Origin of the sequence: Rossellomorea aquimaris (assembly GCF_003315075.1) — a bacterium.
Lineage (GTDB): Bacteria > Bacillota > Bacilli > Bacillales > Bacillaceae_B > Rossellomorea > Rossellomorea aquimaris_C.
The window spans coordinates 65,922-89,616 of record NZ_QNRJ01000008.1; the positions used below are offsets into that span (position 1 = coordinate 65,922).

At 40.9% G+C, this 23,695-nt stretch carries 28 protein-coding genes and 1 other annotated feature; of the genes, 16 read left to right on the forward strand and 12 right to left on the reverse strand.

Annotation, left to right across the window (positions count from 1 at the left end; translation table 11 throughout):
* Positions 1-20 precede the first annotated feature (20 nt).
* The 3 genes from DET59_RS12160 to DET59_RS12170 form a co-directional block, all read right to left on the reverse strand.
* Positions 21-512 (reverse strand): YajQ family cyclic di-GMP-binding protein, encoded by a 492-nt coding sequence (locus DET59_RS12160; RefSeq protein WP_044337711.1) that lies wholly within the window; start codon positions 510-512, stop codon positions 21-23.
* A 170-nt stretch (positions 513-682) separates the two neighbouring features.
* The gene (locus tag DET59_RS12165; RefSeq protein WP_098441051.1) at positions 683-814 is read right to left on the reverse strand and encodes a DUF3941 domain-containing protein; all 132 of its coding nucleotides are present in this window, start codon (positions 812-814) and stop codon (positions 683-685) included.
* 56 nt (positions 815-870) lie between these two features.
* Positions 871-1,728 (reverse strand): DegV family protein, encoded by an 858-nt coding sequence (locus DET59_RS12170; protein WP_113969930.1) that lies wholly within the window; start codon positions 1,726-1,728, stop codon positions 871-873.
* Positions 1,729-1,915: 187 nt separating this feature from the next.
* On the opposite strand from DET59_RS12170, the gene DET59_RS12175 reads away from it, so the two are divergent.
* Positions 1,916-2,770 carry a YitT family protein gene (locus DET59_RS12175; RefSeq protein WP_113969931.1) on the forward strand — a complete coding sequence of 285 codons (855 nt, stop codon included), beginning with the start codon at positions 1,916-1,918 and terminating at the stop codon, positions 2,768-2,770.
* A 54-nt stretch (positions 2,771-2,824) separates the two neighbouring features.
* On the forward strand, positions 2,825-3,562 hold the full coding sequence (locus DET59_RS12180) for a BsuPI-related putative proteinase inhibitor (protein ID WP_113969932.1): 738 nt from the start codon (positions 2,825-2,827) through the stop codon (positions 3,560-3,562).
* A gap of 43 nt (positions 3,563-3,605) precedes the next feature.
* On the opposite strand, the gene DET59_RS12185 is transcribed toward DET59_RS12180, so the two are convergent.
* The 3 genes from DET59_RS12185 to DET59_RS12190 form a co-directional block, all read right to left on the reverse strand.
* The gene (locus tag DET59_RS12185) at positions 3,606-3,797 is read right to left on the reverse strand and encodes a DUF3813 domain-containing protein (protein ID WP_044337708.1); all 192 of its coding nucleotides are present in this window, start codon (positions 3,795-3,797) and stop codon (positions 3,606-3,608) included.
* Positions 3,797-3,946: a hypothetical protein gene (locus DET59_RS21665; RefSeq protein ID WP_181778135.1), complete on the reverse strand. Its 150-nt coding sequence runs from the start codon at positions 3,944-3,946 to the stop codon at positions 3,797-3,799. Before DET59_RS21665 ends, DET59_RS12185 begins: the two co-directional genes overlap by 1 nt.
* 113 nt (positions 3,947-4,059) lie before the next feature.
* Positions 4,060-4,875, reverse strand: coding sequence for a Cof-type HAD-IIB family hydrolase (locus DET59_RS12190; protein ID WP_113969933.1), 816 nt, complete (start codon positions 4,873-4,875; stop codon positions 4,060-4,062).
* A 184-nt stretch (positions 4,876-5,059) separates the two neighbouring features.
* Between DET59_RS12190 and DET59_RS12195 the strand changes: the two genes are divergently transcribed.
* Entirely contained in the window at positions 5,060-5,833 is a 774-nt protein-coding gene (locus tag DET59_RS12195; RefSeq protein WP_113969934.1) for a prolyl oligopeptidase family serine peptidase, read from the forward strand.
* An 84-nt stretch (positions 5,834-5,917) separates the two neighbouring features.
* The gene (locus DET59_RS12200; protein WP_113969935.1) at positions 5,918-6,226 is read left to right on the forward strand and encodes a metal-sulfur cluster assembly factor; all 309 of its coding nucleotides are present in this window, start codon (positions 5,918-5,920) and stop codon (positions 6,224-6,226) included.
* A gap of 76 nt (positions 6,227-6,302) precedes the next feature.
* Here DET59_RS12200 and DET59_RS12205 read toward each other — a convergent pair whose 3' ends face one another.
* The gene (locus tag DET59_RS12205; protein ID WP_113969936.1) at positions 6,303-6,995 is read right to left on the reverse strand and encodes a Crp/Fnr family transcriptional regulator; all 693 of its coding nucleotides are present in this window, start codon (positions 6,993-6,995) and stop codon (positions 6,303-6,305) included.
* A gap of 71 nt (positions 6,996-7,066) precedes the next feature.
* A complete protein-coding gene (locus DET59_RS12210; protein WP_113969937.1) occupies positions 7,067-7,876 on the reverse strand; it encodes an undecaprenyl-diphosphate phosphatase in 810 nt (269 codons plus the stop codon).
* A 204-nt stretch (positions 7,877-8,080) separates the two neighbouring features.
* On the opposite strand from DET59_RS12210, the gene DET59_RS12215 reads away from it, so the two are divergent.
* Entirely contained in the window at positions 8,081-8,260 is a 180-nt protein-coding gene (locus tag DET59_RS12215; RefSeq protein WP_113969938.1) for a YjzC family protein, read from the forward strand.
* 165 nt (positions 8,261-8,425) lie between these two features.
* The gene (clpB, locus tag DET59_RS12220; protein ID WP_113969939.1) at positions 8,426-11,026 is read left to right on the forward strand and encodes an ATP-dependent chaperone ClpB; all 2,601 of its coding nucleotides are present in this window, start codon (positions 8,426-8,428) and stop codon (positions 11,024-11,026) included.
* Between the two features lie 28 nt (positions 11,027-11,054).
* Here clpB and DET59_RS12225 read toward each other — a convergent pair whose 3' ends face one another.
* A complete protein-coding gene (locus DET59_RS12225) occupies positions 11,055-11,222 on the reverse strand; it encodes a YjzD family protein (RefSeq protein ID WP_309472475.1) in 168 nt (55 codons plus the stop codon).
* A gap of 286 nt (positions 11,223-11,508) precedes the next feature.
* On the opposite strand from DET59_RS12225, the gene DET59_RS12230 reads away from it, so the two are divergent.
* From DET59_RS12230 to DET59_RS12245, 4 genes are all read left to right on the forward strand, one after another.
* Complete coding sequence (locus DET59_RS12230; protein WP_113969941.1) at positions 11,509-12,252, forward strand: hydrolase; 744 nt, start codon at positions 11,509-11,511, stop codon at positions 12,250-12,252.
* A 22-nt stretch (positions 12,253-12,274) separates the two neighbouring features.
* Complete coding sequence (locus tag DET59_RS12235; RefSeq protein WP_181778136.1) at positions 12,275-12,991, forward strand: hypothetical protein; 717 nt, start codon at positions 12,275-12,277, stop codon at positions 12,989-12,991.
* A gap of 113 nt (positions 12,992-13,104) precedes the next feature.
* A complete protein-coding gene (locus DET59_RS12240; protein ID WP_113969943.1) occupies positions 13,105-14,073 on the forward strand; it encodes a BMP family ABC transporter substrate-binding protein in 969 nt (322 codons plus the stop codon).
* Positions 14,070-14,258, forward strand: coding sequence for a ComZ family protein (locus DET59_RS12245; RefSeq protein ID WP_034763435.1), 189 nt, complete (start codon positions 14,070-14,072; stop codon positions 14,256-14,258). The genes DET59_RS12240 and DET59_RS12245 overlap by 4 nt, the downstream gene beginning before the upstream one ends.
* Before the next feature lie 679 nt (positions 14,259-14,937).
* On the opposite strand, the gene DET59_RS12250 is transcribed toward DET59_RS12245, so the two are convergent.
* Positions 14,938-15,153 carry a hypothetical protein gene (locus DET59_RS12250; RefSeq protein WP_113969944.1) on the reverse strand — a complete coding sequence of 72 codons (216 nt, stop codon included), beginning with the start codon at positions 15,151-15,153 and terminating at the stop codon, positions 14,938-14,940.
* A gap of 200 nt (positions 15,154-15,353) precedes the next feature.
* Here DET59_RS12250 and DET59_RS12255 point away from each other — a divergent pair, with 200 nt between their 5' ends.
* The 5 genes from DET59_RS12255 to DET59_RS12275 all read left to right on the forward strand — a co-directional run bounded on the left by DET59_RS12255 (position 15,354) and on the right by DET59_RS12275 (position 19,649).
* On the forward strand, positions 15,354-16,286 hold the full coding sequence (locus DET59_RS12255) for a beta-ketoacyl-ACP synthase III (RefSeq protein ID WP_113969945.1): 933 nt from the start codon (positions 15,354-15,356) through the stop codon (positions 16,284-16,286).
* A gap of 44 nt (positions 16,287-16,330) precedes the next feature.
* Positions 16,331-17,575, forward strand: coding sequence for a beta-ketoacyl-ACP synthase II (gene fabF, locus DET59_RS12260; protein WP_113969946.1), 1,245 nt, complete (start codon positions 16,331-16,333; stop codon positions 17,573-17,575).
* Between the two features lie 95 nt (positions 17,576-17,670).
* Positions 17,671-18,438: a DUF2268 domain-containing putative Zn-dependent protease gene (locus tag DET59_RS12265; RefSeq protein ID WP_181778137.1), complete on the forward strand. Its 768-nt coding sequence runs from the start codon at positions 17,671-17,673 to the stop codon at positions 18,436-18,438.
* Between the two features lie 167 nt (positions 18,439-18,605).
* Positions 18,606-18,815 carry a YuzI family membrane protein gene (locus tag DET59_RS22365; RefSeq protein WP_472924303.1) on the forward strand — a complete coding sequence of 70 codons (210 nt, stop codon included), beginning with the start codon at positions 18,606-18,608 and terminating at the stop codon, positions 18,813-18,815.
* Positions 18,816-18,899: 84 nt separating this feature from the next.
* Positions 18,900-19,649: a YjbA family protein gene (locus DET59_RS12275; RefSeq protein WP_113969949.1), complete on the forward strand. Its 750-nt coding sequence runs from the start codon at positions 18,900-18,902 to the stop codon at positions 19,647-19,649.
* A 131-nt stretch (positions 19,650-19,780) separates the two neighbouring features.
* On the opposite strand, the gene trpS is transcribed toward DET59_RS12275, so the two are convergent.
* Both trpS and DET59_RS12285 read right to left on the reverse strand, forming a co-directional pair.
* A complete protein-coding gene (gene trpS / locus DET59_RS12280) occupies positions 19,781-20,779 on the reverse strand; it encodes a tryptophan--tRNA ligase (RefSeq protein WP_113969950.1) in 999 nt (332 codons plus the stop codon).
* A gap of 50 nt (positions 20,780-20,829) precedes the next feature.
* Positions 20,830-21,062, reverse strand: a binding site (T-box leader).
* 47 nt (positions 21,063-21,109) lie between these two features.
* Positions 21,110-21,493 carry a DUF3899 domain-containing protein gene (locus DET59_RS12285; protein ID WP_181778138.1) on the reverse strand — a complete coding sequence of 128 codons (384 nt, stop codon included), beginning with the start codon at positions 21,491-21,493 and terminating at the stop codon, positions 21,110-21,112.
* Positions 21,494-21,997: 504 nt separating this feature from the next.
* Between DET59_RS12285 and DET59_RS12290 the strand changes: the two genes are divergently transcribed.
* A complete protein-coding gene (locus tag DET59_RS12290; RefSeq protein ID WP_113969952.1) occupies positions 21,998-23,653 on the forward strand; it encodes a peptide ABC transporter substrate-binding protein in 1,656 nt (551 codons plus the stop codon).
* The last annotated feature ends 42 nt before the right edge of the window (positions 23,654-23,695 follow it).

A 23,695-nucleotide genomic window follows, 5' to 3' on the forward strand; every position in this document is an offset into this window, starting at 1 on the left:
GACTTCTTTGAAAAACCGGATTAACGGAAGTTTACGTACTGCACATCGATAGAAAGATCTGCCTCACGGATCGCAGCGATGATTTTTTGAAGATCATCCTTGCTTTTTCCAGTGACCCGTACTTGATCATCCTGCACCTGACTCTTCACTTTTACGCCGGAGTTTTTGATGATGGTATTGATTTTCTTCGCATTTTCTTTATCGATTCCTTGAACGAGTTTCGCACGCTGACGAACGGTTCCGCCCGATGCCCCTTCAAGCTTGCTGTAGTCAAGGTTCTTAACAGGAACATTACGTTTGATGAGTTTGCTTAGAAGAACATCCTTTAACTGATTCATTTTAAATTCATCATCAGAAACAAGAACGATTTCCTCTCCATCTAATTTAATGTCACTCTTACTTCCTTTAAAGTCATAGCGTGTTTGAACTTCCTTCAACGCAATTTGAATCGCATTACTCACTTCAGACATATCCACTTTCGACACAATATCAAATGAACTCTCTTTTGCCATATGTAACCCCTCCATAGTATTATCTCTTTTCATTATAGACAAGCTTTGATGGTGCATACAACTTCTATGAATGGAATAGGGGGATTTTTTTATAAAATAAAAAGCACCAGCTCTATAAAGAACTGGCACTTTCTTGTATCCAAGAGCCGGAGACTGTTCACGACAATCCCTTATAAATGATCCGTCTTCTTAGAATACTGATTCTTCCCGGCTTTACGGTTCACTTCTTTGATCTTATTCTTTTCCTGGCGCAGAGCATTATTGTCTCTTGCCTTTTTTTCATTATCAGATGTATGTGGCATAGTGATTCTCCCTTCGAGTATAATCTCCCTCTTAGTATGAGGAAGAAGAGGGGAGTTTATGAGTGTTCGTTTAAGAAAAATATGGCTAAAGTGCCTGTGCCTGTATGAGAACCTATGGCACATCCAATAATACTGATATATACATCTTTCGGTGTGAATTTTTCTTGAATGAGCTTCTTCATTTCAAGGGCAAGTTCTTCGTCGTCACCGTGGCTGATGGCGATTACTTGATTGGAGAGGTCTTCACCCCGTTCTTCCATCAAGTCGAGAATTCGTTTGAGAAGTTTCTTTTTCCCACGCAACTTTTCAATCGGGACAAGCTTTCCATCTTCCACATGAAGGAGAGGCTTGATGTTTAGCAATCCGCCAAGAAAAGCTGATGCTTTTGATACTCTTCCGCCTTTTGCCAGGTATTCAAGGTCTTCTACGGTGAATAGGTGTTCCATATGCTCTGAGTGGAAACGGGAGGCTTCGACAATGTCCTCTTTACTCCCACCGTTCTGAAGCAGTTCAGCAGCCTTCATTACAACCAATCCGTAGCCCAGTGAAGCGCACTTTGAATCAATGATGGTCAAATCAAGAGCGGGGTGTTCCTCTTTCACCTGATCGCGGATCATCACAGCCGTTTGATAGGTTCCTGATAATTGTGAGGAAAAGGCAATGTAGATACCGGGTTGATTCGATTCTGCAAGCTCTGTGAACTTCTTCATAAAAAGGTCCGGTGATACTTGAGACGTCTTTGGCATATGGCCTTCCCTGATTTTGTTGAATACGGTATTCGGCTCGATGGTGACCAGGTCCTCGTAGTCCTGACCATCAATATGTACTTTCAGTGGCAGCAGTTCTATGTTGTGTTGGTTGAAATATGCAGCAGGAAGGTCGCTCGCACTATCAGCAAATAATTTTACTGTCATCCTAATCATCCTTTGGTTATTCTATATAACTTTAGTCTAGCTATATTTCATTCAAATAACAATCCATAGAGTATGATTTCAAGGTAAAAAGTATCATTATCTTCTTAAAGGGTGAATATCAGGAGGAGTTTAGTTAAGATGAATTGTGGAACATAGAAAATAACAACTAGATGTGGGAGGTTCGTCAATGTCGAGAGATCATGTTCAGTTAGAAGCGAAGAAGTTTTTCGTCGTGTTGATAGGGGCAGTGCTGGGGGCCATTGCGATGAATTTTTTCCTGATACCGGCAAATGTTTATGCAAGTGGTTTTACAGGATTGGCTCAGTTATTGTCCAGTGTGTTAAAAGAATTTGCGCCATTCAATATTTCAACAGGTATTTTATTATTTATTTTAAATATTCCTGTGACGATTCTGGGGTGGCTTAAAGTTGGTCGCTCCTTTACAGTGTATAGCTTCATTTCTGTATTTCTGACGTCCTTATTCCTTGAAGTGATTCCTGTGATTAAATTATCGCCTGATATTCTTCTAAACGCCGTGTTTGGCGGGGTCATTGCCGCTTTGGGAGTCGGAATCACGTTAAAATGGGGTGCATCTACGGGAGGCATGGACATTATTGCCATGATTCTTTCCCGAATGAAAGATAAGCCTGTCGGGTCCTATTTCTTCCTGATGAATGCGGGGATCATTACTTCTGCAGGATTTCTTTATGGGTGGGAAAAAGCATTGTATACGTTAGTAACGTTGTATGCTTCAACCCGTGTCATCGATTCCATTCATACACGCCATGAAAAACTCACAGCGATGATTGTGACAAAGAAATCAAATGAATTAAGAGAAGCCATCCATTCGAAGCTTGTCAGGGGAATCACGACTCTGCCTGCTAAAGGGGCTTTTTCCGGTGAAGATAAGGAAATGTTGATCATTGTCATTTCGCGCTATGAACTTTACGAGCTTGAACACACCATTAAAGATGTAGATCCCAACGCATTTACCAATATCGTGCAAACGACTGGGATATTCGGATTTTTTAGAAAAGATTAGATTCTTTAAATTGACAAATACTAGAGGTGAACTTGAATAGAAAGGGGTATCACCTTGAAGGCATTTGTTTATATCCTTATCAGTTCTTTCATGCTCTTTAGTGTACCTTCTCCGATGAAAGCAGAGAAGGTACCTCTGATTTTTTCTGTGAAATCTTTTCCGGGAGAAGAAGGAACTCAGATCAGGCTCGTTCTTTATAATAATAGTGAAGGGGATAAAAAGATCACCTTTCGTACGAGTCAGATGTTTGACTTTACAATCAAAAACAAAGCGGGGCAAGTGGTCTATCGGTACAGCCGGGGGAAATCATTCCTCCAAGCGTTTCAAACCCTTACGTTGAAAAAGGGTGAAACGAAGATGTGGAAAGAAACATGGGATTACAAGCAGGAAGGAAAGCGTGTCCCAAAAGGGCATTATACGATTGAAGCACAGCTGATGGGAGAGGATATGAGTGGATTTGATCATCCTTTGCGAGCTTCAGATTCATTCATAGTTCCTGAGGAAAACCCGTCCTTTAGAGGAGTAACGGTACGGGAGGTGAAAGGACGCTATACCATCACGGGGCTAGCCCGGGTATCGGATGGCGGCTTTTATTATTCGGTGGAGGACGGACATAGAGTGTTCCTGAAAGAAACCTTATTCAAAGTGAATAAAGAAGCGCCAAACTGGACTGATTTTTCCATCATACTTCCGGAGCTATCAGGTAATGTTGAGAAGGCCTTTATAAGTCTTTATGAGCGGGATAAAGGCGATGGGAAGATTCTTCACAGATATGTCATCTCCATTCCGTGAAAAGAACAAGGGTTGTCCAATTTGGACAACCCTTGTTTATTCTTTATGACAGGCGGTTTAACTCATCTTGAAGAGCATGAAGCTGCTTTTGTTCTTCGACATTTGAGTTAGCGTAAGCAGATGACAACGCGTTTTTCGCTTTATCAATGGACATTTGTGCGTTTTCTCCCGTACTGCATGCTTGTTGGGCAGAATGAACCGCGTTACGGGCCTGTTGGAATAATGGATTACTCATTATTCCATTCCCCCTGGCCCTTCGCCATGTGAAGCAAGCTTTTTAGCCTCTGCTTCAGCATACGTCAGATGGTACGGAATACGTTCATCATGTTTTGTTACAGCGATTTTACCTTGTTGTACAAATCGTTTAGATTTATTTCTACCCATCACTACCACCCCTTTTGCAAGTTGGAACGCATGATGCGCTCCTTTTTAGTATGGCTCAAGTGTGATGGAATACTGTAAGAAGATATACCCACAGCTTCCAAAAACGTTCTGGTTTAGAGATCAAAACGTTTTTGCAGGTAGCGTCCGATCCCGTCTTCTTCATTGGAAAGTGTCAATTCATTGGCAATATCTTTAAGGGGATCAATGGCATTCCCCATGGCAACTCCTGTGCCGGCATATTCAAGCATTTCAAGATCGTTATCTTCATCTCCGAATGCAATGATCCGTTCTTGCGGAATATGTAAAGATGAAGCAACCCGTTCAATTCCGACAGCTTTATTCAATCCGGATTTAACGATTTCGATGATGTGCCACGGTGCGGCCCAGCGGCGATGGTCGATCAATTCTGCATGAACATCATCCAGGTGTGCACGAATCTCTGGAACATCTTTTTCTTCAGCGTGAATGAGCATGGAAGTAGGATGATCAGAAAGTACATTTCGAATGTCGCCAGTTGAAATCGCAGGATTGCCCATCATGAATACATCTATGATCTTCTCATCATGGTAGTGCAGATACACATCATCCATCACTTCGGCAACAATGTTGCGGAATTTAAAATCGTCACATGCATCAATGATCTGTTTTGCCACCTTTAAATCCATCGGCTCGTGATACAATCCCCATGAATCATCCATAGGGTGATGCACGAATGCACCGTTGAAATTTACTATCGGAGTCGTTAGCTTTAATTGTTGATAATACAATTCACTCGCACGATAAGGTCTGCCTGTGGCAATCATCACTTCATGCCCTTTCATGCGTGCTTTCTTTAATATATCGTGAGTTTTTGATGAGATTTTCTTCTCATCCGTTAATAGTGTTCCGTCTAAATCCAGAACAATCAGATGTTTTTCTTGTGCGTTCATGAATACAAATCCCCAATCTTATTGGTATTAAGGCTATTCTAGCGCTAGATGTTGAAAGTTGTCCACCGCAGCTTCATATCATTTAAGAAATGTTTACAAACGCTTACGATTTAAATATTATACATACTACCAAATCTAGGATATCATAGTAAAGTGAAATGCATTCAGGAGGGAGAGACCACACATGATCTTAGTTGATAAATCAACCATTCAAACCATTCCGTTCCTGCACCTTGTAAAGGAAGAGGATGTAAATAAGCAAGTCCCGATATGCTTTTTCATCCACGGGTTTACAAGTGCAAAGGAGCATAATTTACATTACGCCTACTATCTTGCGGAAAAAGGATTTAGAGTGATTCTTCCCGATTGTTTAGAGCATGGTGAACGGTCGACAGGCAAATCAGAGCATCAATTAGGACAAGTATTCTGGAAAATCGTTTTAAACACGATTCATGAATTATCGATTATTAAAGGTCATTTTGAAGAAAAAGGATTGCTTATCGATAATGGTGTCGGAGTTGCAGGGACCTCAATGGGTGGTATCGTCACACTTGGAGCGTTGACTCAATATAAGTGGATCTCTTCTGCTGTCTCCCTGATGGGGAATCCTACATATGTGAAGTTTGCCCAAGCTCAGTTAGCCCAAGTTGAATCATTAGGATATGAACTTCCATTCAGTGAAGAGGAAATAGAACAAATGTTAAGTGAACTGGCTCATTATGACTTAAGTCTTCAGCCTGAAAAACTAAGCGGCAGACCATTGATGTTCTGGCACGGAAAACGGGACAAAGTCGTTCCATTCAACCTGACACATGAATTCTACCAGAGTATCCTGCCATACTATGAATCCCAGGAAGATAACCTTTTATTTGTAGAAGATGATAAAGCGGATCATAAAGTAACGAGAGAAGGCGTGTTAAAGCTTGTGGAGTGGTTCGAGAAGCATCTATCAGCCTAACTTTTTGTTTTATAAACGTTCTTTTGTTAAGATGAGTAGTGAATATAGATATGGAACAAGTATAGAGAGCAAAGGAGTGTTAGCATGGATCAAGATCTTAAAGATAATTTGATGGGTGCACTGGAACAGGTGGTTGACCCTGAATTAGGAATAGACATTGTCAATTTAGGTCTGGTATATGACGTGGATCTGGATGAAGAAGGTAAAGCAACGGTCACTATGACACTAACGTCAATGGGATGCCCACTGGCTGGTACCATTGTCGAGCAAGTGAAGACAGCCCTTAGTGACATCCCAGAAGTGAAGGAAACAGAAGTAGACATCGTCTGGAATCCGCCATGGAGCAAAGACAACATGTCCCGCTATGCGAAGATTGCATTGGGGATTAGATAATACCATAACGCCATTAAAAAAAGCCGAGGATGCAGTATCTTTACCTGCATCCTCGGCTTTTTCATGCTTCCGGTCATCAATCAATCCTGCAAATCGAAACCGGACAGTTCTCACAATCGATTTCATCTTTAAGATAGTTCAAATCAAGAATCGTGATATATCCTTTTTCCGACACAAGGACATTGTCTTTCTTCAGTTCACTCAGCAACCGATTGACAACTTCCCTTGAGGAACCACAGAAATTGGCCAGCTCCTGATTGGTTAAAGGAAAATCAATCAGGATGCCATTTTCAACGGTCTTTCCATAGCTGTTGGACATACGGATCAGTGTTGAGTAAAGTGCACCTTTTTTTCCATGAAGAACAAGATCCCGAAACTTCGTTTGATTTTGCTGATTTTGGATTTGTATCCATTTCAGCCATTGGATGGTCAAGCCGTTATTACTGGATAGCTTTTCTTCAAAGACTTCTTTGGGTAGTACATAAGTCTCCGTATTCTCAAGAATCTTTGCACTGAGCATATAGTAAGCTTCTTTCGTAAATAACGTTAACTCACCGATCACATCGTCACTTGAACAGATGCGTAAAGACAACTCCCGGCCATCAGCAATCACTTTGCTGATCTGAACCCGACCGCTTTTGATTAAGTATAACTCGTGAGCAGGTTTCCCTTCTTGAAACAGGAAAGTTCCTTTTTCAACGGTTTTCAACGTTTTCTTCTCGAAAAACAATTGTTTAATCCCGAAAGGAATTTCTAGATTTTCACTCATGAGATCACATCTTTTCTGTCATAATGTCTATACTTAAAGCTTACCAAAGGAGACTGACAGATAGAAGGGATTTAAGCGAAAATTAATACTGCAGCTCCGACAACGGCACAGTAAATCGCGAAATATTTCAAGTTTCCTTTAGCCATAATATTCATGAACCACTTTAATGAGAAGTATGAAGCAATAAGTGACCCAATGAACGCGACTAAGTAAGGTACGGTCATGGAAGCAAGGTTTGGATCCTCTATAAGATCACTTATTCCGAATACCATCACCCCTACACTTACAGGAATATAGAGGAGGAAAGAGAAACGTAATGCTGTTTCAGCCTTCATTCCACTAGCCATTGCCGCCACAATGGTTGCACCGGAGCGACTGATTCCAGGAATAAGGGCCACTGCCTGAGCAAGACCGATGATGATAGCGTCTTTCACATTTAAGTCGCCATCACTTTTTCTACCTCGAAGGTTACGGATTAACCATAGGGCAATACCTGTAATTATAAGTGTAATTCCTACTGTGATGACAGATGTTAAATGTTCCTCGATCACGTCACCGAATAACACACCAATCACCCCGGCAGGAATCGTACCAATCAATAAATAAACAATGAAATGAAAATCACGTTTCGTTTCAGGTGTTTTATGTTTGAAATAGCCTAAGCCATTTACGATCAGTCGCATGATATCTTCCCGGTAAATAATGAGTACAGCCACTAATGATGCCGTATTAACCAGAATTTCAAATGTCAGGGTAGCATCCTTGATTCCAAGGAAATGCTGGGCCAATAGTAAATGCCCACTGGATGAAATCGGGATTGGTTCAGTAAATCCTTGAAAAATCCCTAAAAATAAGTATTTCATAATCAGATAAAAATCCATTGTGTTTCCTCCAAGCTTTTTTTCTCCACAGTTTTTAATTTAACACCATAAAGGGAAAGACTGTAAAGCCTTTTTCCAAATGTTAACCGAACCGTAACTTGTTTATCATATAAAGCATTCAGATATCCTTCATCTGGCATGCATGAATGCCCGGCCTTGTAGAAAAATAGTAAGGAAGCATCGCTTCGAAAAGGAGGGGTAAGAATGGGACAATCACGACAGTTCAAAGCTGGAGAAAAAGCACCTAATAATGGAGAATATATCGAAATTGGCGAAACTGGAAGTATGGTGAAGAATCCGCAGAAACTACGATTGAATGCGGGGGACCGATTTCCTGAAAACTCCAACCATAATCGTCTATGGACGTATATGAGAAAACCTTAACCCCATAAGGGAACAAGGATGCCGTGTCGAAAGCTCACCTTAGCAAGGATGGTGACGCCTATTGGAGGCGAGGCACTCCTTGTTCCTTTTTCTTTTCCTTTTTACACCGAAAGATATATAATAGATGAAAAGGTCAATAAAGGTCAAAATGCGAGGTGTAGCACAATGAAGTTTGATAATATGACTCACAGCATTCAAGAAGGATTGGTTTTGGCGGGAGATACCGCAAAAGAAAGACTACATACAGATATCACTCTTCTTCATTTGTGGAAATCACTCCTCGGTTCAGAAGACAGTTTTCTCCGAACGATCTATGGACGTGCAGGAGTAGATGCAGAGGACTTAATGAAATGGATTGATGACAAGTTAAACGGTATCCCTTCTGTAGAGGGAGATGGTCTGCAGTATGGCCGATTTTTCGCAAGGGATATCCATCAGCTTATGCAAGATAGTGATTCATTAAAGTCTAAATGGGAAGATGACTATATCTCAATCGAACATCTTGCCCTTGGGTTATTCAACCAGAAGAACCACCCGATTACACTATACTTAACAAAACATAATGCAACAGAAAAGGAATTAAAGGAGATTATTGCGACGATCAGAGGAGGGAGCAAGGTGAACACGCAGAATCCTGAAGTGAAATATGAGGCATTGAAAAGGTATGGAAGGGATCTCGTTGCGGAGGTAAAGTCGGGGAGACTGGATCCAGTCATAGGCAGGGACAGTGAAATCCGCCATGTGATACGTATCCTTTCCCGTAAAACGAAAAATAATCCTGTCCTTATAGGGGAACCTGGAGTCGGTAAGACGGCCATCGTTGAAGGACTTGCACAGCGGATTGTCAGAAAAGATGTCCCGGAAGGCTTGAAGGATAAGACCATCTTCGAATTGGATATGAGCTCTCTGGTTGCAGGTGCCAAGTTCAGGGGGGAATTTGAGGAACGCTTAAAGGCTGTCTTGCAGGAAGTGAAAAAGAGTGAGGGACGAATCCTTCTATTCATTGATGAGCTCCATACGATTGTGGGAGCAGGGAAAACGGAAGGAGCCATGGATGCGGGGAATATCCTAAAGCCGATGCTTGCGAGGGGAGAGCTTCATTGTATAGGTGCTACCACCCTCAACGAATATCGTAAGTACATTGAAAAGGATCCGGCTTTGGAAAGACGTTTTCAACAGGTACTCGTTCAGGAACCCGATGTGGAAGATACGATATCTATTCTAAGAGGCTTAAAGGAACGATTTGAAATTCATCATGGAGTAAATATTCATGACCGGGCCATTGTGGCAGCTTCAAAGCTTTCCGATCGCTATATATCCGACCGTTTCTTGCCGGACAAAGCAATAGACTTAATCGACGAGGCATGTGCGATGATCCGGACGGAAATTGACTCGATGCCATCAGAACTGGATGAAGTGACGCGTAAAGTGATGCAGCTGGAAATTGAAGAAGCAGCTTTAAATAAGGAAAAGGATCCTGCCAGTCTTGAACGCCTGGATGGAATCCGTGAAGATTTAAGTAATCTGAAGGAAAAAGCGAATACGATGAAGTTAAAATGGCAGCAGGAGAAAGAAAGCATCGGGATCGTACAGGATAAGCGGGAAGAACTGGAGAAGCTCAGGCGCTTACTGGAAGAAGCAGAAAGTGATTATGATCTGAATAAAGCTGCCGAGCTTCGTCACGGAAGGATCCCCGCTATGGAGAAAGAACTCGTTGCTCTTGAGCAGGAGATGGTGAAAGAGCAGGAAGGGCGGTTGCTGCGTGAAGAAGTGACGGAGGAAGAAGTGGCAAATATTGTAGCAAGATGGACAGGGATACCGGTCATGAAGCTTGTAGAAGGTGAACGAGAGAAGCTGTTAAAACTTGATCGCATTCTGCATGAACGGGTGATCGGGCAGGATGAGGCTGTTCAATTAGTCAGTGACGCCGTTATTCGTGCGAGGGCAGGTATTAAAGATCCGAACCGTCCGATAGGTTCATTCATCTTCTTGGGTCCTACAGGAGTAGGAAAGACAGAACTTGCGAAGACACTTGCTCACACATTATTTGATAGTGAGGAACAGATCATTCGGATTGATATGTCTGAATATATGGAGAAGCATGCGGTTTCACGCTTGATTGGTGCACCTCCAGGCTATGTTGGTTATGAAGAAGGCGGTCAGCTGACAGAAGCGATCAGAAGGAAACCATATTCGGTCATCCTTCTGGATGAAATTGAGAAAGCTCATCCAGAAGTATTCAATATTCTTCTGCAAATGCTCGATGATGGGAGGATAACCGATTCTCAAGGAAGGACTGTTGATTGTAAGAATACGGTGATCATCATGACCTCTAACATCGGATCCTCTCATCTTCTTGAACGGAATAAGGGGGAAGAGGAAATTGATATAGAAACAAAAAACCTGGTCATGAGTCAGCTTCGTTCCTCTTTCAGACCGGAGTTCCTTAACCGGGTCGACGACATAATTCTCTTTAAGCCATTGAGCATCGAGAATATAAAAGGGATCATCGGGAAGCTGGTGGAGGACTTGCAAAACCGAGTGGAAGAACAGCATATATCAGTGTCATTAACGGAAAGTGCTAAAGAATTTATAGCACAGGAAGCCTTTGATCCGGTTTATGGTGCCCGCCCTTTAAAAAGGTACTTGCAGAGAGAAATCGAAACCAAACTGGCAAGAGAACTGATAGCAGGAAACATCAGATCAAACCAAGCCATCACCATCGACAGAGGAGAGAATGGTTTATCGATCATAAAGGATAAATAAAAAAAGCAGCCGGATTTGGCTGCTTTTTTTAGTGCTTTTCTACTGGCTCGTTTGGTATAACAAGCGTGATAAGGAATACTAATATCGTTACACAAACCGAAATAATTAATCCTGTTTCAAAGTGAAAAGCAGTTCCATTCATTGAACTTACAACGTAAGTTAACATTTCAGTCAGAGCGAATGCCCAGAAAAACATCCAGAAAAATCTCACGTCAAGTCACCTCATTCCTATGTAATCAACTAATACATTATTAGAGTGTTCTAACCCATTTCAATCTTTTTTATCTTACCACAGCTTCATGAATTAATAAATGACGAATCTGTGAAATGTAACCCTTATCATTTTTCAGTAGAAATCTTATTGGATAATCTGTATTTTGACTAAATTTGCAAATAACAGGGGTTCTTTGGGCTATCTCCCTTACCTTTGTTGTCTCCTTACATAAACTATAATGACTTACTATGTAAAAGGAGAAATTCTAATGTATCAGCGATTGTTTCAATTAGAGCAAGAGTGGTGCATGATTCATTATCCTGAACGCCCAAATGGATTCGCTGTAATGGTAATAGGAGATTCCCATCACTATGTAGACGATAAGAGCAGCTTTTGGGTTCAACATGAGGCACGTTATAAGTGGATTCAAGAACTGACTGCCAAAGGATACATTGTGTATTATAGTAATCTTTACGGAGCGAATTGGGGTAGCAATCAAGCCGTGCAGTTAGCCAAACGACTTTATCAGCATGTAAAACGAAATGAAATCATTAATGGAAAGATTCATATATTGGCCGAGGGAATGGGGGCTTTGGTATTGAAAAACCTCTATCCTAAAATGGAGCAGGATATTAGAAGTGCTGTTATGCTTGCGCCTTGCGTGTCTTTATATGATCATCTCGAACAAGAGAAGGAACAGAAATTCTTTTATAAAAAGGTAATAAAAGAACTCGCACACACGTTTCGATTGAAAGAGGAGGAGTGCGAATCCTTCATCTCTCAACAATCGAAGGACTACGAAGTATTTAAAAACATCTCGATTCCCCTTTACATTGTTCAATCAACAACTCTTAATCGTTATAAAAATCAATTCACTCTCATAAAAGATATATATACGGAGCGTTTAGAAAAAGGTACATCAACCGATTTATTCTTTGTACTCCCTGAAAAACGTGCTTCTCTGGGAAGAAAGTTTGCTTCATATTTTTCTTTACATGAGAAAGAGTTATAACAAACACATTGGAGTGATTGACTTGAATCATGCATTCGTTTTTGCCGCTCAACAGTTTTTAGGATTTGAGCTTTGTGATGCGCTTCTTGAGAATGGATGGACCGTAACGGCAGTGGATGAAAACAAAGAAACAGAGGATAAGTGGTTAGGAATAGGAAGGAACTCAAACATTCAATATGTTCCTTATGAAGACTGGGATAAGGAAATACAATCAGGATGCAGCGTGTTCCTTCCATACTATGATCAGGTGAGAGAGAATAAAGGAAGTTACTTGTCAGAAGTAGAAGGGCTGTTGTCAAAAATTGAACAACCCCTCTCAATCATCCGGATCTGTTCCAATCTGGACAGAGATCAAAAATGCCAAGAAGGAACCGTATTCTACCTTCCCACCCTGTACGGAATTCACCAGCCAACAGAATTTCTGTTCGCACAACTTTTAAATGGAGAAGAGGGTGATTCACCCTACATTGATGATCCAAGTGGAGCGATCTATGTAAAGGACGCTGCCCGAGCTATCATAAAGCATTCATCCAATACAGAAGAAATATATAAGATGAAAGCACTCTCAAATCAAAGCTGGAGTGAAGCACTATCGTACGTAACGAAGAAGTCTATTTCCCCCGTCAGAGTGGATGCTGAACGAAATGGAAAAGAGCTTATTGTCAAGCCGTCCAAGTCTCATGAATCGATTATCAAAGAACAATTAAGAGGCATTCATTTGCATGAAATTCAGGAATAAGAAAACTTTTTCTTTCCTTGTGGATAGGGATGAGGGTAAAATAAATATGATGTAATAATTTTCTATTGATTCTTTTTATAGATGCTGCACGGGCTTTAAAGGAGTTGCTGCACATGAGTAATAAATTTTACACCATTTTCATGATGGTATTCCTTATTGGAATAAGTGGTTGTTCAACAGGAGACAGCGCTGAAATAGAAAAAGTTGGTTTACTGGTTCCGGAAACCGTAAGCGATGGGGTATGGGGAACAAAAGGTTACAAAGGATTATTGAAAATTCAATCCGATTACAATGCAGACGTTTTCTATAAAGAGAGTATAAAGAATGATACATCGATTAAACAAGCGGTAAAAGAGTATAATGATGAGGAAGTTACCTTAGTGTTTGGCCACGGAAGTGAATATTCCGGGATATTTAACACCCTTTCCGGTGATTATCCCAACATGCATTTTGTAAGCTTTAATGGCGATGCCACAGAAGAGAATACAACAAGCCTACAGTTTAAGGGCTATGCTATGGGCTTCTTCGGAGGCATGACAGCAGCTTATCAATCCAATACGAATAAAGTCGGGGTGATTGCTGCTTTTGAATGGCAGCCCGAGGTTCAAGGATTTATAGATGGAGTGAAATACCAAAATAGCGAAACGGAGCTCATTGTCGAGTACACCAATCACTGGAGTGATCAAGATATTGCCTTTGAAAAGCTGGAGGGATTAATGAATCACCGTGTCGATGTTGTATATCCTGCAGGCGACGGCTATAATGTAGCTGTAATCGAAAAGCTGAAGGAAAAGGGTCTCTATGCCATTGGCTATGTCTCGGATCAATCTGATTTAGGGGAATCCACCGTTTTAACGAGTACTGTGCAGCATGCGGATAAGCTGTATAGTATCGTTGCGGAAAGATTCGCGAATGACGAACTCGATTCTGGAAACCTCGAATTTGATTTTGAAGACGGAGCCATTTCCATGGGTAAATTTAGTCCCGTCATTCCTAAAGATTTTCAAGATGAGATGAAGCAACATGTTCAAGCCTACATCGAAACAGGCAAATTGCCAAACGGAAAGGAATCGAAGCAATGAATCAAGACAAAACGATGGAATTCATGCAGATTGCCATGAAGTACTTCCCACAAGCAAAAGAGCAACTGGATCAAGCGGGTGTTGAGTTCTCTCCCGAAATGCTGCAACCATTCATGACGCTATTCACACAAGTCATGAGTGAAGCCTATGAATTAGGCAAACAGGATGCCTTACATAAAGAGTAAGTGTACAGTAAAACGGTTCATTGAAAAAATCAATGAACCGTTTTTTTTATTGGCTATTTTCGTGAACAATGTGACTTTGCATAACTTCCAAAAAGCGAATTTCTGTTTTAGATGAGTGGTACTGTTAAAACTTTGACCGTTCCTTTTCGCTCCAGGCACTTGCTTTCCGCGGGGAGGAAGTCGAGCCTCCTCCGGCATTGCCCTGCGGGGTCTCGACCTTTCCTCTATATCCCGCAGGAGTCAAGTGCCTTCCGCTACAATCCACTCTGTGCTATTACATTGTGAATGCTATAAGTATAGATACTCAAACCCAAAAATGCTCCTATTGTGGCCTTTTGAGCGTTGTTCCCAAAATAAACTATCAAGTAGATCATTGAACTATCATTCAAATAAATTAATCAAACAATGTTCCAACGGTAAAAAACTTCTTGTAAAGAGAGCGATAGTCCGTGTTGTCCAGATAGTTTTTGTTACTTTTAAGCTCTGTCACGAAATTTCCTTATAGATGGTGAGGGGAACTGCGTAGACTCCTGCGGAAGTACGGGCGTGCCGAGACCCGAGGAGGCTCGGCCGAACGCGAGCTGCAAGCGAAGCAGTTCCCCTCACCATCCAGCACATACTGATTGGAAAGAGCCGGAGCAGACCTTTTGTTAAAAAGCTCTTTGTAAAAAGAGATTTATTATTTTATATTCCATTGCTTTAATAATGGACTGATTTTTTTATAGAGTGGTTTTAAGTCATCGATGGAGTTCATTATGGATTGAACTCCATCGAGTAATGAGCCTCCTTCGTTTTTGCCTTGATGATATTCCTGGGAAGGAGCGGCTTCTTTATTTAGGGTCCTTCCTCCGTACATCATCTTATCAAATGGATGGAGCTTCTTTTCTTCAGACATATTCTCACCTCCACTACCTACTATGTAACCTATGAAAAGATGGGTTGTACGAGTATAGTCAAACGCGTAGAAGAAAGGGAGAAGAAAAAATAATTGCAGAAAGTAGAAATCTTCGGTAAAATTAGTACCAACTCATAATAATTAATAATAAACTTAAGTTAATGAAAAAAATATAAAAAAAGAAAGTAGGGAATGCCGGTATGAATACAGGAATTATTGGAATTGGGCGTTATCTACCTGAAACAATTTTAACGAACGCAGACCTAGAGAAAATGGTGGATACATCGGATGAATGGATTCGGACAAGAACAGGGATTGAAGAAAGAAGAATAGCAAATAATGAAACAAATACATCGGACATGGCTTTTGAAGCTGCGAAGAAAGCAATCACTGATGCGGAGATTAATCCAGAAGATATCGATTTAATTCTGGTTGCAACGGTAACTCCTGATTATCCTTTCCCCTCGGTGGCATGCTTGCTACAAGAACGATTAGGAGCAAAAAGGGCTGCTGCCATGGATATCAGTGCTGCTTGTGCAGGATTTATGTATGGTATGATTACGGCAAAGCAATTCATCGATAACGGTGCATATAAAAATGTACTCGTTGTGGGAGTAGAAAAATTATCAAAAATCACAGATTGGGAAGACCGAAATACTGCCGTTCTATTTGGAGACGCAGCAGGAGCAGCGGTTCTCGGACCGGTTCCGGACGGTAAGGGGATCCTTGCCTTTGAACTGGGGGCAGATGGATCTGGGGCAAAGCATTTATATCAAGACGAAAAACTGATTATGAATGGCCGTGAGGTATATAAGTTTGCAGTACGTCAAATGGGTGAATCCAGTATAAATGTAATCGAAAAAGCGGGATTAAATAAAGAGGACGTTGATTTCTTAATTCCTCACCAAGCCAACATCCGTATTATGGAAGCAGCAAGACAACGATTGGACTTGCCGATTGAAAAGATGTCTAAAACGGTAAATAAATACGGTAATACTTCAGCAGCTTCTATCCCTGTTTCTTTAGTGGAAGATTTAGAAGCGGGAAGAGTGAAAGATAATGATGTAGTCGTCATGGTAGGATTCGGCGGCGGTTTAACCTGGGGCGCAATCATTATGCGCTGGGGCAAATAAATAGAACTCCCTTCTATAACTTGCAGACAAAGGAGATGGAATAAATGAACAAGAAACGTGTAGTTGTAACAGGATTGGGAAGTGTTACCCCCTTAGGGAATGATGTGGAATCAACGTGGTCAAATATTTTAGCAGGGAAGACGGGTGTAGGTCCGTTAACACGCTTAAATGCAGACGATTATCCTGCCAAAGTGGCAGCTGAATTGAAAGATTTCAATATCGAGGATTTCGGCGTCGAGCGAAAAGAAGCAAGAAAAATGGATCGCTTCACTCATTATGCGATTGCAGCATCGTTAATGGCAGTCAAAGATTCCAAGCTCGACATTACAGACGAAAACGCTCACCGTGTCGGAGTGTGGGTCGGTTCGGGTATCGGGGGAATGGAAACGTTCGAACAGCAATATGAAACCTTCCAAAAGCGGGGATATCGCAGAGTAAGTCCATTCTTCGTTCCCATGATCATTCCTGATATGGCTGCTGGACAAGTTTCCATCATGCTGGGAGCAAAGGGCTTTAATTCTTGTACAGTCACTGCATGTGCGACAGGGACAAATTCGATTGGAGATGCATTTAAAGTCATCCAGCGTGGAGACGCGGATGTCATGGTTTCAGGTGGGGCAGAAGCACCGATTACCAAGATGTCAGTAGCGGGCTTCTGTGCAAACACAGCTCTATCGACGAATACAGATCCTGAAAAAGCTTCAAGACCATTCGATGCAAACCGTGACGGATTTGTCATGGGAGAAGGAGCAGGTATCGTGGTCCTGGAAGAGCTTGAGCATGCATTGAAACGCGGAGCACCAATCTATGCTGAAATCGTTGGCTATGGTTGTACGGGAGATGCGTATCATATCACCGCTCCTGCACCGGCTGGAGAAGGTGGAGCGAGAGCAATGAAAATGGCGTTGGAAGACGGTGGAGTACTTCCTGAGCAAATGGATTACATCAATGCTCACGGAACAAGCACTCCTTACAATGACAAATACGAAACGATGGCAGTAAAAGAAGTATTTGGGGAACATGCATATAAATTAGCGATGAGCTCAACGAAATCCATGACAGGTCATCTTCTGGGAGCCGCAGGAGGAATTGAAGCGATTTTCACAGTACTCGCGATGAAAGACAGCGTGTTGCCTCCAACGATCAATATAGAAACACCAGATCCGGATTGTGATCTTGATTATGTAGCGAACGAAGCAAGAAAACAGGAAGTGAATGTGGCGATGAGTAACTCATTAGGTTTCGGTGGCCATAATGCTACGATCGTCTTTAAAAAATATAACAACTAAAATGAGAACGAGCCTGCTAACACGTTAGCAGGCTCGTTTTTTGTTGTGAACTCTCTTTCCTTTACATATACATGATAAAAAGCCAGGAAAGAGGGATGAAGGTGACCGTTGCTCCTACTGATGGATGGCTTGAAGACTCCATTCATAAGCCTTTAGAGCTTTTAAAGAATACAATTAACGGGAAAGACGATCAAAAATCATTTTATCAATACCTTATGAGGCATGGAATGTACAAATCATCACATCATGCCGAAGATATTTTCGAAAAGATGAAAGAACATAACATATGGGAACGGTTTTCCCTTTATGAAAAAAAGTATAAACGTAAATGGAAGGGTCCCAATGTTCCGATCTACTTATTCCCTGTGCAGGAAAAGAGAGGCATGTTCCAATCGTCAATGAAAAAGTCAGGTGTATGCTTTAAAGATGAGATTTTCTTTTTTATAACGGAACAGGATGATACGAAAGAGTATGAAGCTCTCTTCGTTCATGAATACCATCACTGTGTCAGAATGAAATTACTAAACAAAGAAGACAAACAATATACCTTATTGGATTCAATCATTTTTGAAGGACTGGCAGAACATGCCGTTAAAGAGTACTGTGGAGAAAAATACACAGCTTCCTGGACAAAAGCCTATGAAGAAAAAGAAATGTCGCGTTATTACGAGAAATGGGTACAGCCTAATTTGGATGTAACAAGAAGCAGTCCCCTTCATGATCACTTACTTCTTGGTAAGAAATCTTATCCCAACATGCTGGGTTATGCTGCTGGTTATTACCTGGTTGAAAATCATTTAAAGAAAAAGCATGCATCTACCATAGCCCTGATAGGAAAAGCATCATCAACCTTCTTACCGTAGGAGAATGGGGTATCAAATCAGTCAGGTATTTTTCTGAATAGCAGGCAGGTGATGAAAATAGGAGCCTGATTTCGTCATATCTTCCATTTACCTTCATAAACTATAGTAAGAATGGACGAGCTAAATCTCTAAATGCGAGGATAGAGGCGGAAGGTATGGTGTTTCGAATGTTTGTATTGTTTATCGGGTTTGGACTGGCTGTTTCAGGAGGAGTGAGCTTAATTATTTATTTAAATCTTCTCACCACCGGAATGACTTTTTCAGACTATCTTCTTTTCGTATCCACCCGAGTCGAATGCTATTTATTTCTCTTAGGGATTCTCATCATCACGCTCTCGATCTATATCCCCCGGAGGAAAAATAATCACTATCTATAAAACCCTTGATGAATAGGAATAAATTTACACCGATTTGCCTATACTGATTGACAAATAAGATTGTAGCAAAGCGAGGGGTCAATCATGTTATATCTTCATGATGTATGGGTAAATTGGTTCGAAGGCGAAGAAAATGGCTACAATGTCTGTCATTTTCACGAATGGAGAAAAGAGGACGTTATTGAGTTATTGGATCAAGTTCCTCTCATCAAAGTGGACACTGTTCTATTTCATTACATCGAGAATGATTTATCAGAGTTACCTCAACAACTGCTTAATAATGTCTATCAGAAAGCTTACTTACGAAAAAACCACGAACGAATTCAACTGGATTATTGCTTCATTGTCACAGATGGGACAGGAATACTTGCAGTTGATACGATTGGGTATACCGTTCCAATCAGAAAAAGCAGGCTGATCCCAAGACAGGAACAGCTCGTCTATGAAATGGTGGAAAGTCATGAAACGATGGAATATGCCATTCAGCCTGAGGCTAAGAGGGAGGATTCCTATCATATTCTTTCACCGAGTCCTTATATGATGAGTGGACTGACAAGAAAAGAAAGACAGTTGAAGCAATTATTATTTATGGCGCTGGATCAGCTCCACAGCTCAAACAACACCGCGGAAATCCGCTACTGGTACACAGAATGGGCACCGCAACGGTACAGAACCATCCAGGAATTGGACTTTGAAGAAATTTGGCAAATGTTATACGAAGAAACGCAGTTTGGCTGGTCGGATAAGCACCTGACCCTCTGCGAGAACTTAATTAAAGGACAACCCTTCTTTGAAAAATTATGGGAAGTGGAAAATCGTCCTAAGGTAAATTGATAGGTGGATGAAAACCTCAAGTCTCCGGTGGGCTTGGGGTTTTTTGTTTAGGATTAGAGGGGGGAGGCGATGATGAGCGGTCTCAATAAAAAAAGCCCAGAGCCTCATACTGCAAGCGCTGAGCAACAATGCTATTTTCTCTTTCTCTCTTTACGCCCGAGTCCCATGGCCTTTTCCATCTTCTTCAGCATTTTGTTTGCGGCAAAATTAGCTTTTTCTGCCCCGCGATCGAGGATATCATCCAGCTCTTCAGAGTCAATCAATTCGTAGTAGCGGTCCTGCACGGGCTTAATGGCATTGACGACCACTTGAGCTAAGTCACCTTTAAAGTCTCCATAGCCCTTACCCTCATACTTTTGTTCAAGTTCTTCTATTGAACTGCCTTCAAGAATCGAATAGATGGAAAGGAGATTTGATACTCCTGGTTTGTTTTCTTTATCGTATTTAACGACTCCTTCTGAATCCGTCACAGCACTTTTGATTTTCTTTTCAATCTGTTTCGGATCGTCGAGGAGTGTAATGAATGATTTCTGGTTAAGATCGGACTTACTCATTTTCTTCAAAGGATCCTGAAGGGACATGACACGGGCACCCACTTTAGGGATCCGGACTTCAGGAACCGTAAAGATGTTGTTGTACTTATTATTGAAGCGCTCTGCAAGATTTCTCGTTAATTCCAAATGCTGTTTCTGATCTTCTCCCACAGGCACTAAATCTGTACCATATAGAAGAATATCAGCTGCCATTAATGGTGGGTAAGTTAACAAACCTGCAGAAACGGCTTCTTTCCCATGTGATTTATCTTTGAATTGCGTCATTCTTTCTAGTTCACCGATATACGTCACACATTGCAGAATCCATCCTGCCTGTGTATGAGCCGGAACCTCTGATTGAATGAATAAGGTTGATTTCTCAGGGTCGATACCACACGCAATATAGAGTGCAGCAAGGCTGCGGATGTTTTTGCGAAGCTCCATCTTATCCTGCGCTACCGTGATTGCATGCTGATCCACTACACAGAAATAACAATTGTATTCTTCCTGAAGCTCAGTGAATTGCTTCATGGCCCCGATGTAGTTCCCAAGCGTAATCGTACCGCTCGGTTGAATACCGCTAAATATTGTTTTCATCTTATTTCCTCCTGTTTTTCACAAAATAAAAACCCACCCGTCCTATTGAAGATAGGGACGAATGGGATGATTTCCGCGGTGCCACCCTAAGTACTCAGATGAGTCAGCTTAGTCCATGACGAACATGGAACCCCTTTAACGTGAGGTTAATCCGTTATATGCTACTACATTTCACAAATAAAGCTCAGAAGTCCATTCCCTATCCAATGAATGCTTGTTTCCACCAGCCACAAGCTCTCTATAAATCATATGGAAAAGTACTACTCTTCATCTACGCTCTTTACTATCATTCATTATATATTTTTATTATATGAAAAATAATAGGGTAAATCAAGTGTACAACAGATAGGACAAAGCGATGGAAAGAAACAGGGTGATGGAGCCGATGATCAGAACTGACCTGGTAATGGAAAAAGACCGCTTGACTCCGTATTCCTCATGGGCTTCCTTCGTATCGTCCAGATCGTCAAACTGGGAAATGTACTTTCCTTGTTTCGTGCTGTTTCGGAATCTCTTAAGGGCATACACGATGCCATTGAAAAATCCTTTCTGAAATATATATAGGAGGGAACCTGCAGCAACATACGTTATTCCGATAATAAACAAGCTATCTATAATAGAGAGAAAGATGTTTTTCCCCTGAAATATAGCAGTGAAGATGGCGATGATGAAGAACAGCAGGGTAAGTAGGTATAAATAATTTAATCGTTTCATAGTTCTCCTTAAGATGTTTTTATCAAAAGTATACATGAAGCCCTTAGAAGATTTCAATCATTCATATATATTCAAGCCAACATGACTTGTATGGGAAGGGATAACATAAATCCGCATAAGGAACTCAATTGAAACATCAGTAAAATCATAAAAATATGAATAGAATAAAGTATGTATTCTATTTTTTATATTTAGTCTTGTGTATTTATATTTATAACAGAAATAGAGACAATGATTGTTACATGACACCCTTAATATCCATACATTATATGCTTAAGAATTTACATTTGTAACAATTGTAATGGGACAAACTCTCTAAAATGTTTAACTGAAACCCATTGATACCAACGTTTTGGCGCCAATATACCTACTAATCTGATAATTTTGCAAAAAAACTGTTAAATTCATATTGCAATAATTTCTCTATCATGTATAATAAGTAACAAATCTTCTGAAAATTAGAAGATAAATAAATATGAGATTTACGAGGAGGTCAATTTCAAGATGAAGAAAAAGTTTTCATTCTTGCTAGTTCTTCTTCTGGCTCTAAGTACGTTCTTGGCTGCTTGTGGCGGCGACAAGAAAACTGAGGGCAATGAAGGAGCATCTGGCGAAGGCGGCGAGTCCGCTGAAAAGAAAGAACAGGTACTTAACTTACTTGAGAGTTCTGAGATCCCATCAATGGACTCTACTCTAGCAACTGACTCTGTATCATTTAAAGTCATGAACAACGTATTTGAAGGTCTTTACCGTTTAGGTGAAAATGATGAGGCTGTACTTGGTATGGCTGCAGAAGAACCAAAAATCAGTGAAGATGGTAAAACATACACGTTCAAACTTCGTGATGCTAAATGGTCAAACGGAGATGCAGTTACTGCTAACGACTTCGTTTATGCTTGGCAAAAAGCTTTAAACCCTGACACTGGTGCAGAGTATGCGTACATCATGTACGATATCAAAAACGCTGCAAAGGTAAATGCTGGTGAAGTTCCAGTTGAAGAATTAGGTGTTAAAGCGGTTGATGAAAAAACATTAGAAGTTCAGCTTGAAACAGCTGTACCTTACTTCAAAGCTTTACTTTCTTTCGCAACTTTCTATCCTCAAAACCAGAAGTTCGTTGAAGAAAAAGGCGATAAATTCGGTCTTGAAGCTGACACTGCCGTTTACAATGGTCCATTCACACTTTCTGAGTGGAAGCATGAGCAAAGCTTCAAATTAACGAAGAACGACAGTTACTGGGATGCAGAAACTGTTAAGTTAAAAGAAGTAAACTTTAACATCGTTAAAGATACTGCTACTGGAGTTAACTTATACGAAACAGAAAAAGCGGATATCGCTGGTCTTTCTGCTGAATTCGTTGACAAATACAAATCAGATGAAAACTTCAAAACAAAGGCTGATACTGCGGTATTCTTCCTTCGTTTAAACCAAAAGAATGAAGTTATGGCTAATGTAAATGCCCGTAAAGCATTTGATGCAGCTTATGACAAGAAAGGCATGGTTGACGTTCTACTTAACAATGGATCTATTCCTGCCTACTTCTTAGTTCCAAAAGATTTCGTTTCAGGTCCGGACGGTACTGAGTATCGTGAAGCTGTAGGTGATTTCGGTGGTTTCGATCCTGATAAAGCTGCAGAACATTGGGCTAAAGCGAAAGAGGAGTTAGGTAAAGATTCTATTGAATTAGAACTACTAAACTATGACTCTGACAGCTCTAAGAAAATCGGTGAATTCCTAAAAGAACAATTAGAGCAAAACTTAGAAGGATTAACTGTTTCAATCAAAGCACAACCATTCAAGCAAAAGCTTGAGTTAGAATCTAAAGGTGATTATGATGTTTCATTCGCCGGATGGGGTCCTGACTATCCAGATCCGATGACATTTGTTGACATGTTCGTAACGGATGGTGCTCATAACCAAATGGGTTACTCTAATCCTGAGTATGACAAGTTAATCGAACAAGCTAAAGGTGAACTTCTTGATGATCCGGAAGCTCGTTGGCAAGCAATGGTTGACGCAGAAAAGATCCTTTTCGAAGATCAAGCGATCAGCCCGATGTACCAACGTGGAACTGCTTTCTTAGAGCGTCCATATGTTAAAGGTCTGTTACGTCACTCATTTGGTGCAGATGCATCATACAAATGGGCTTACATTGAGTAATTCTTAGCTCGATGAACAAACCTTCAGAGGAGAGTGTATGCG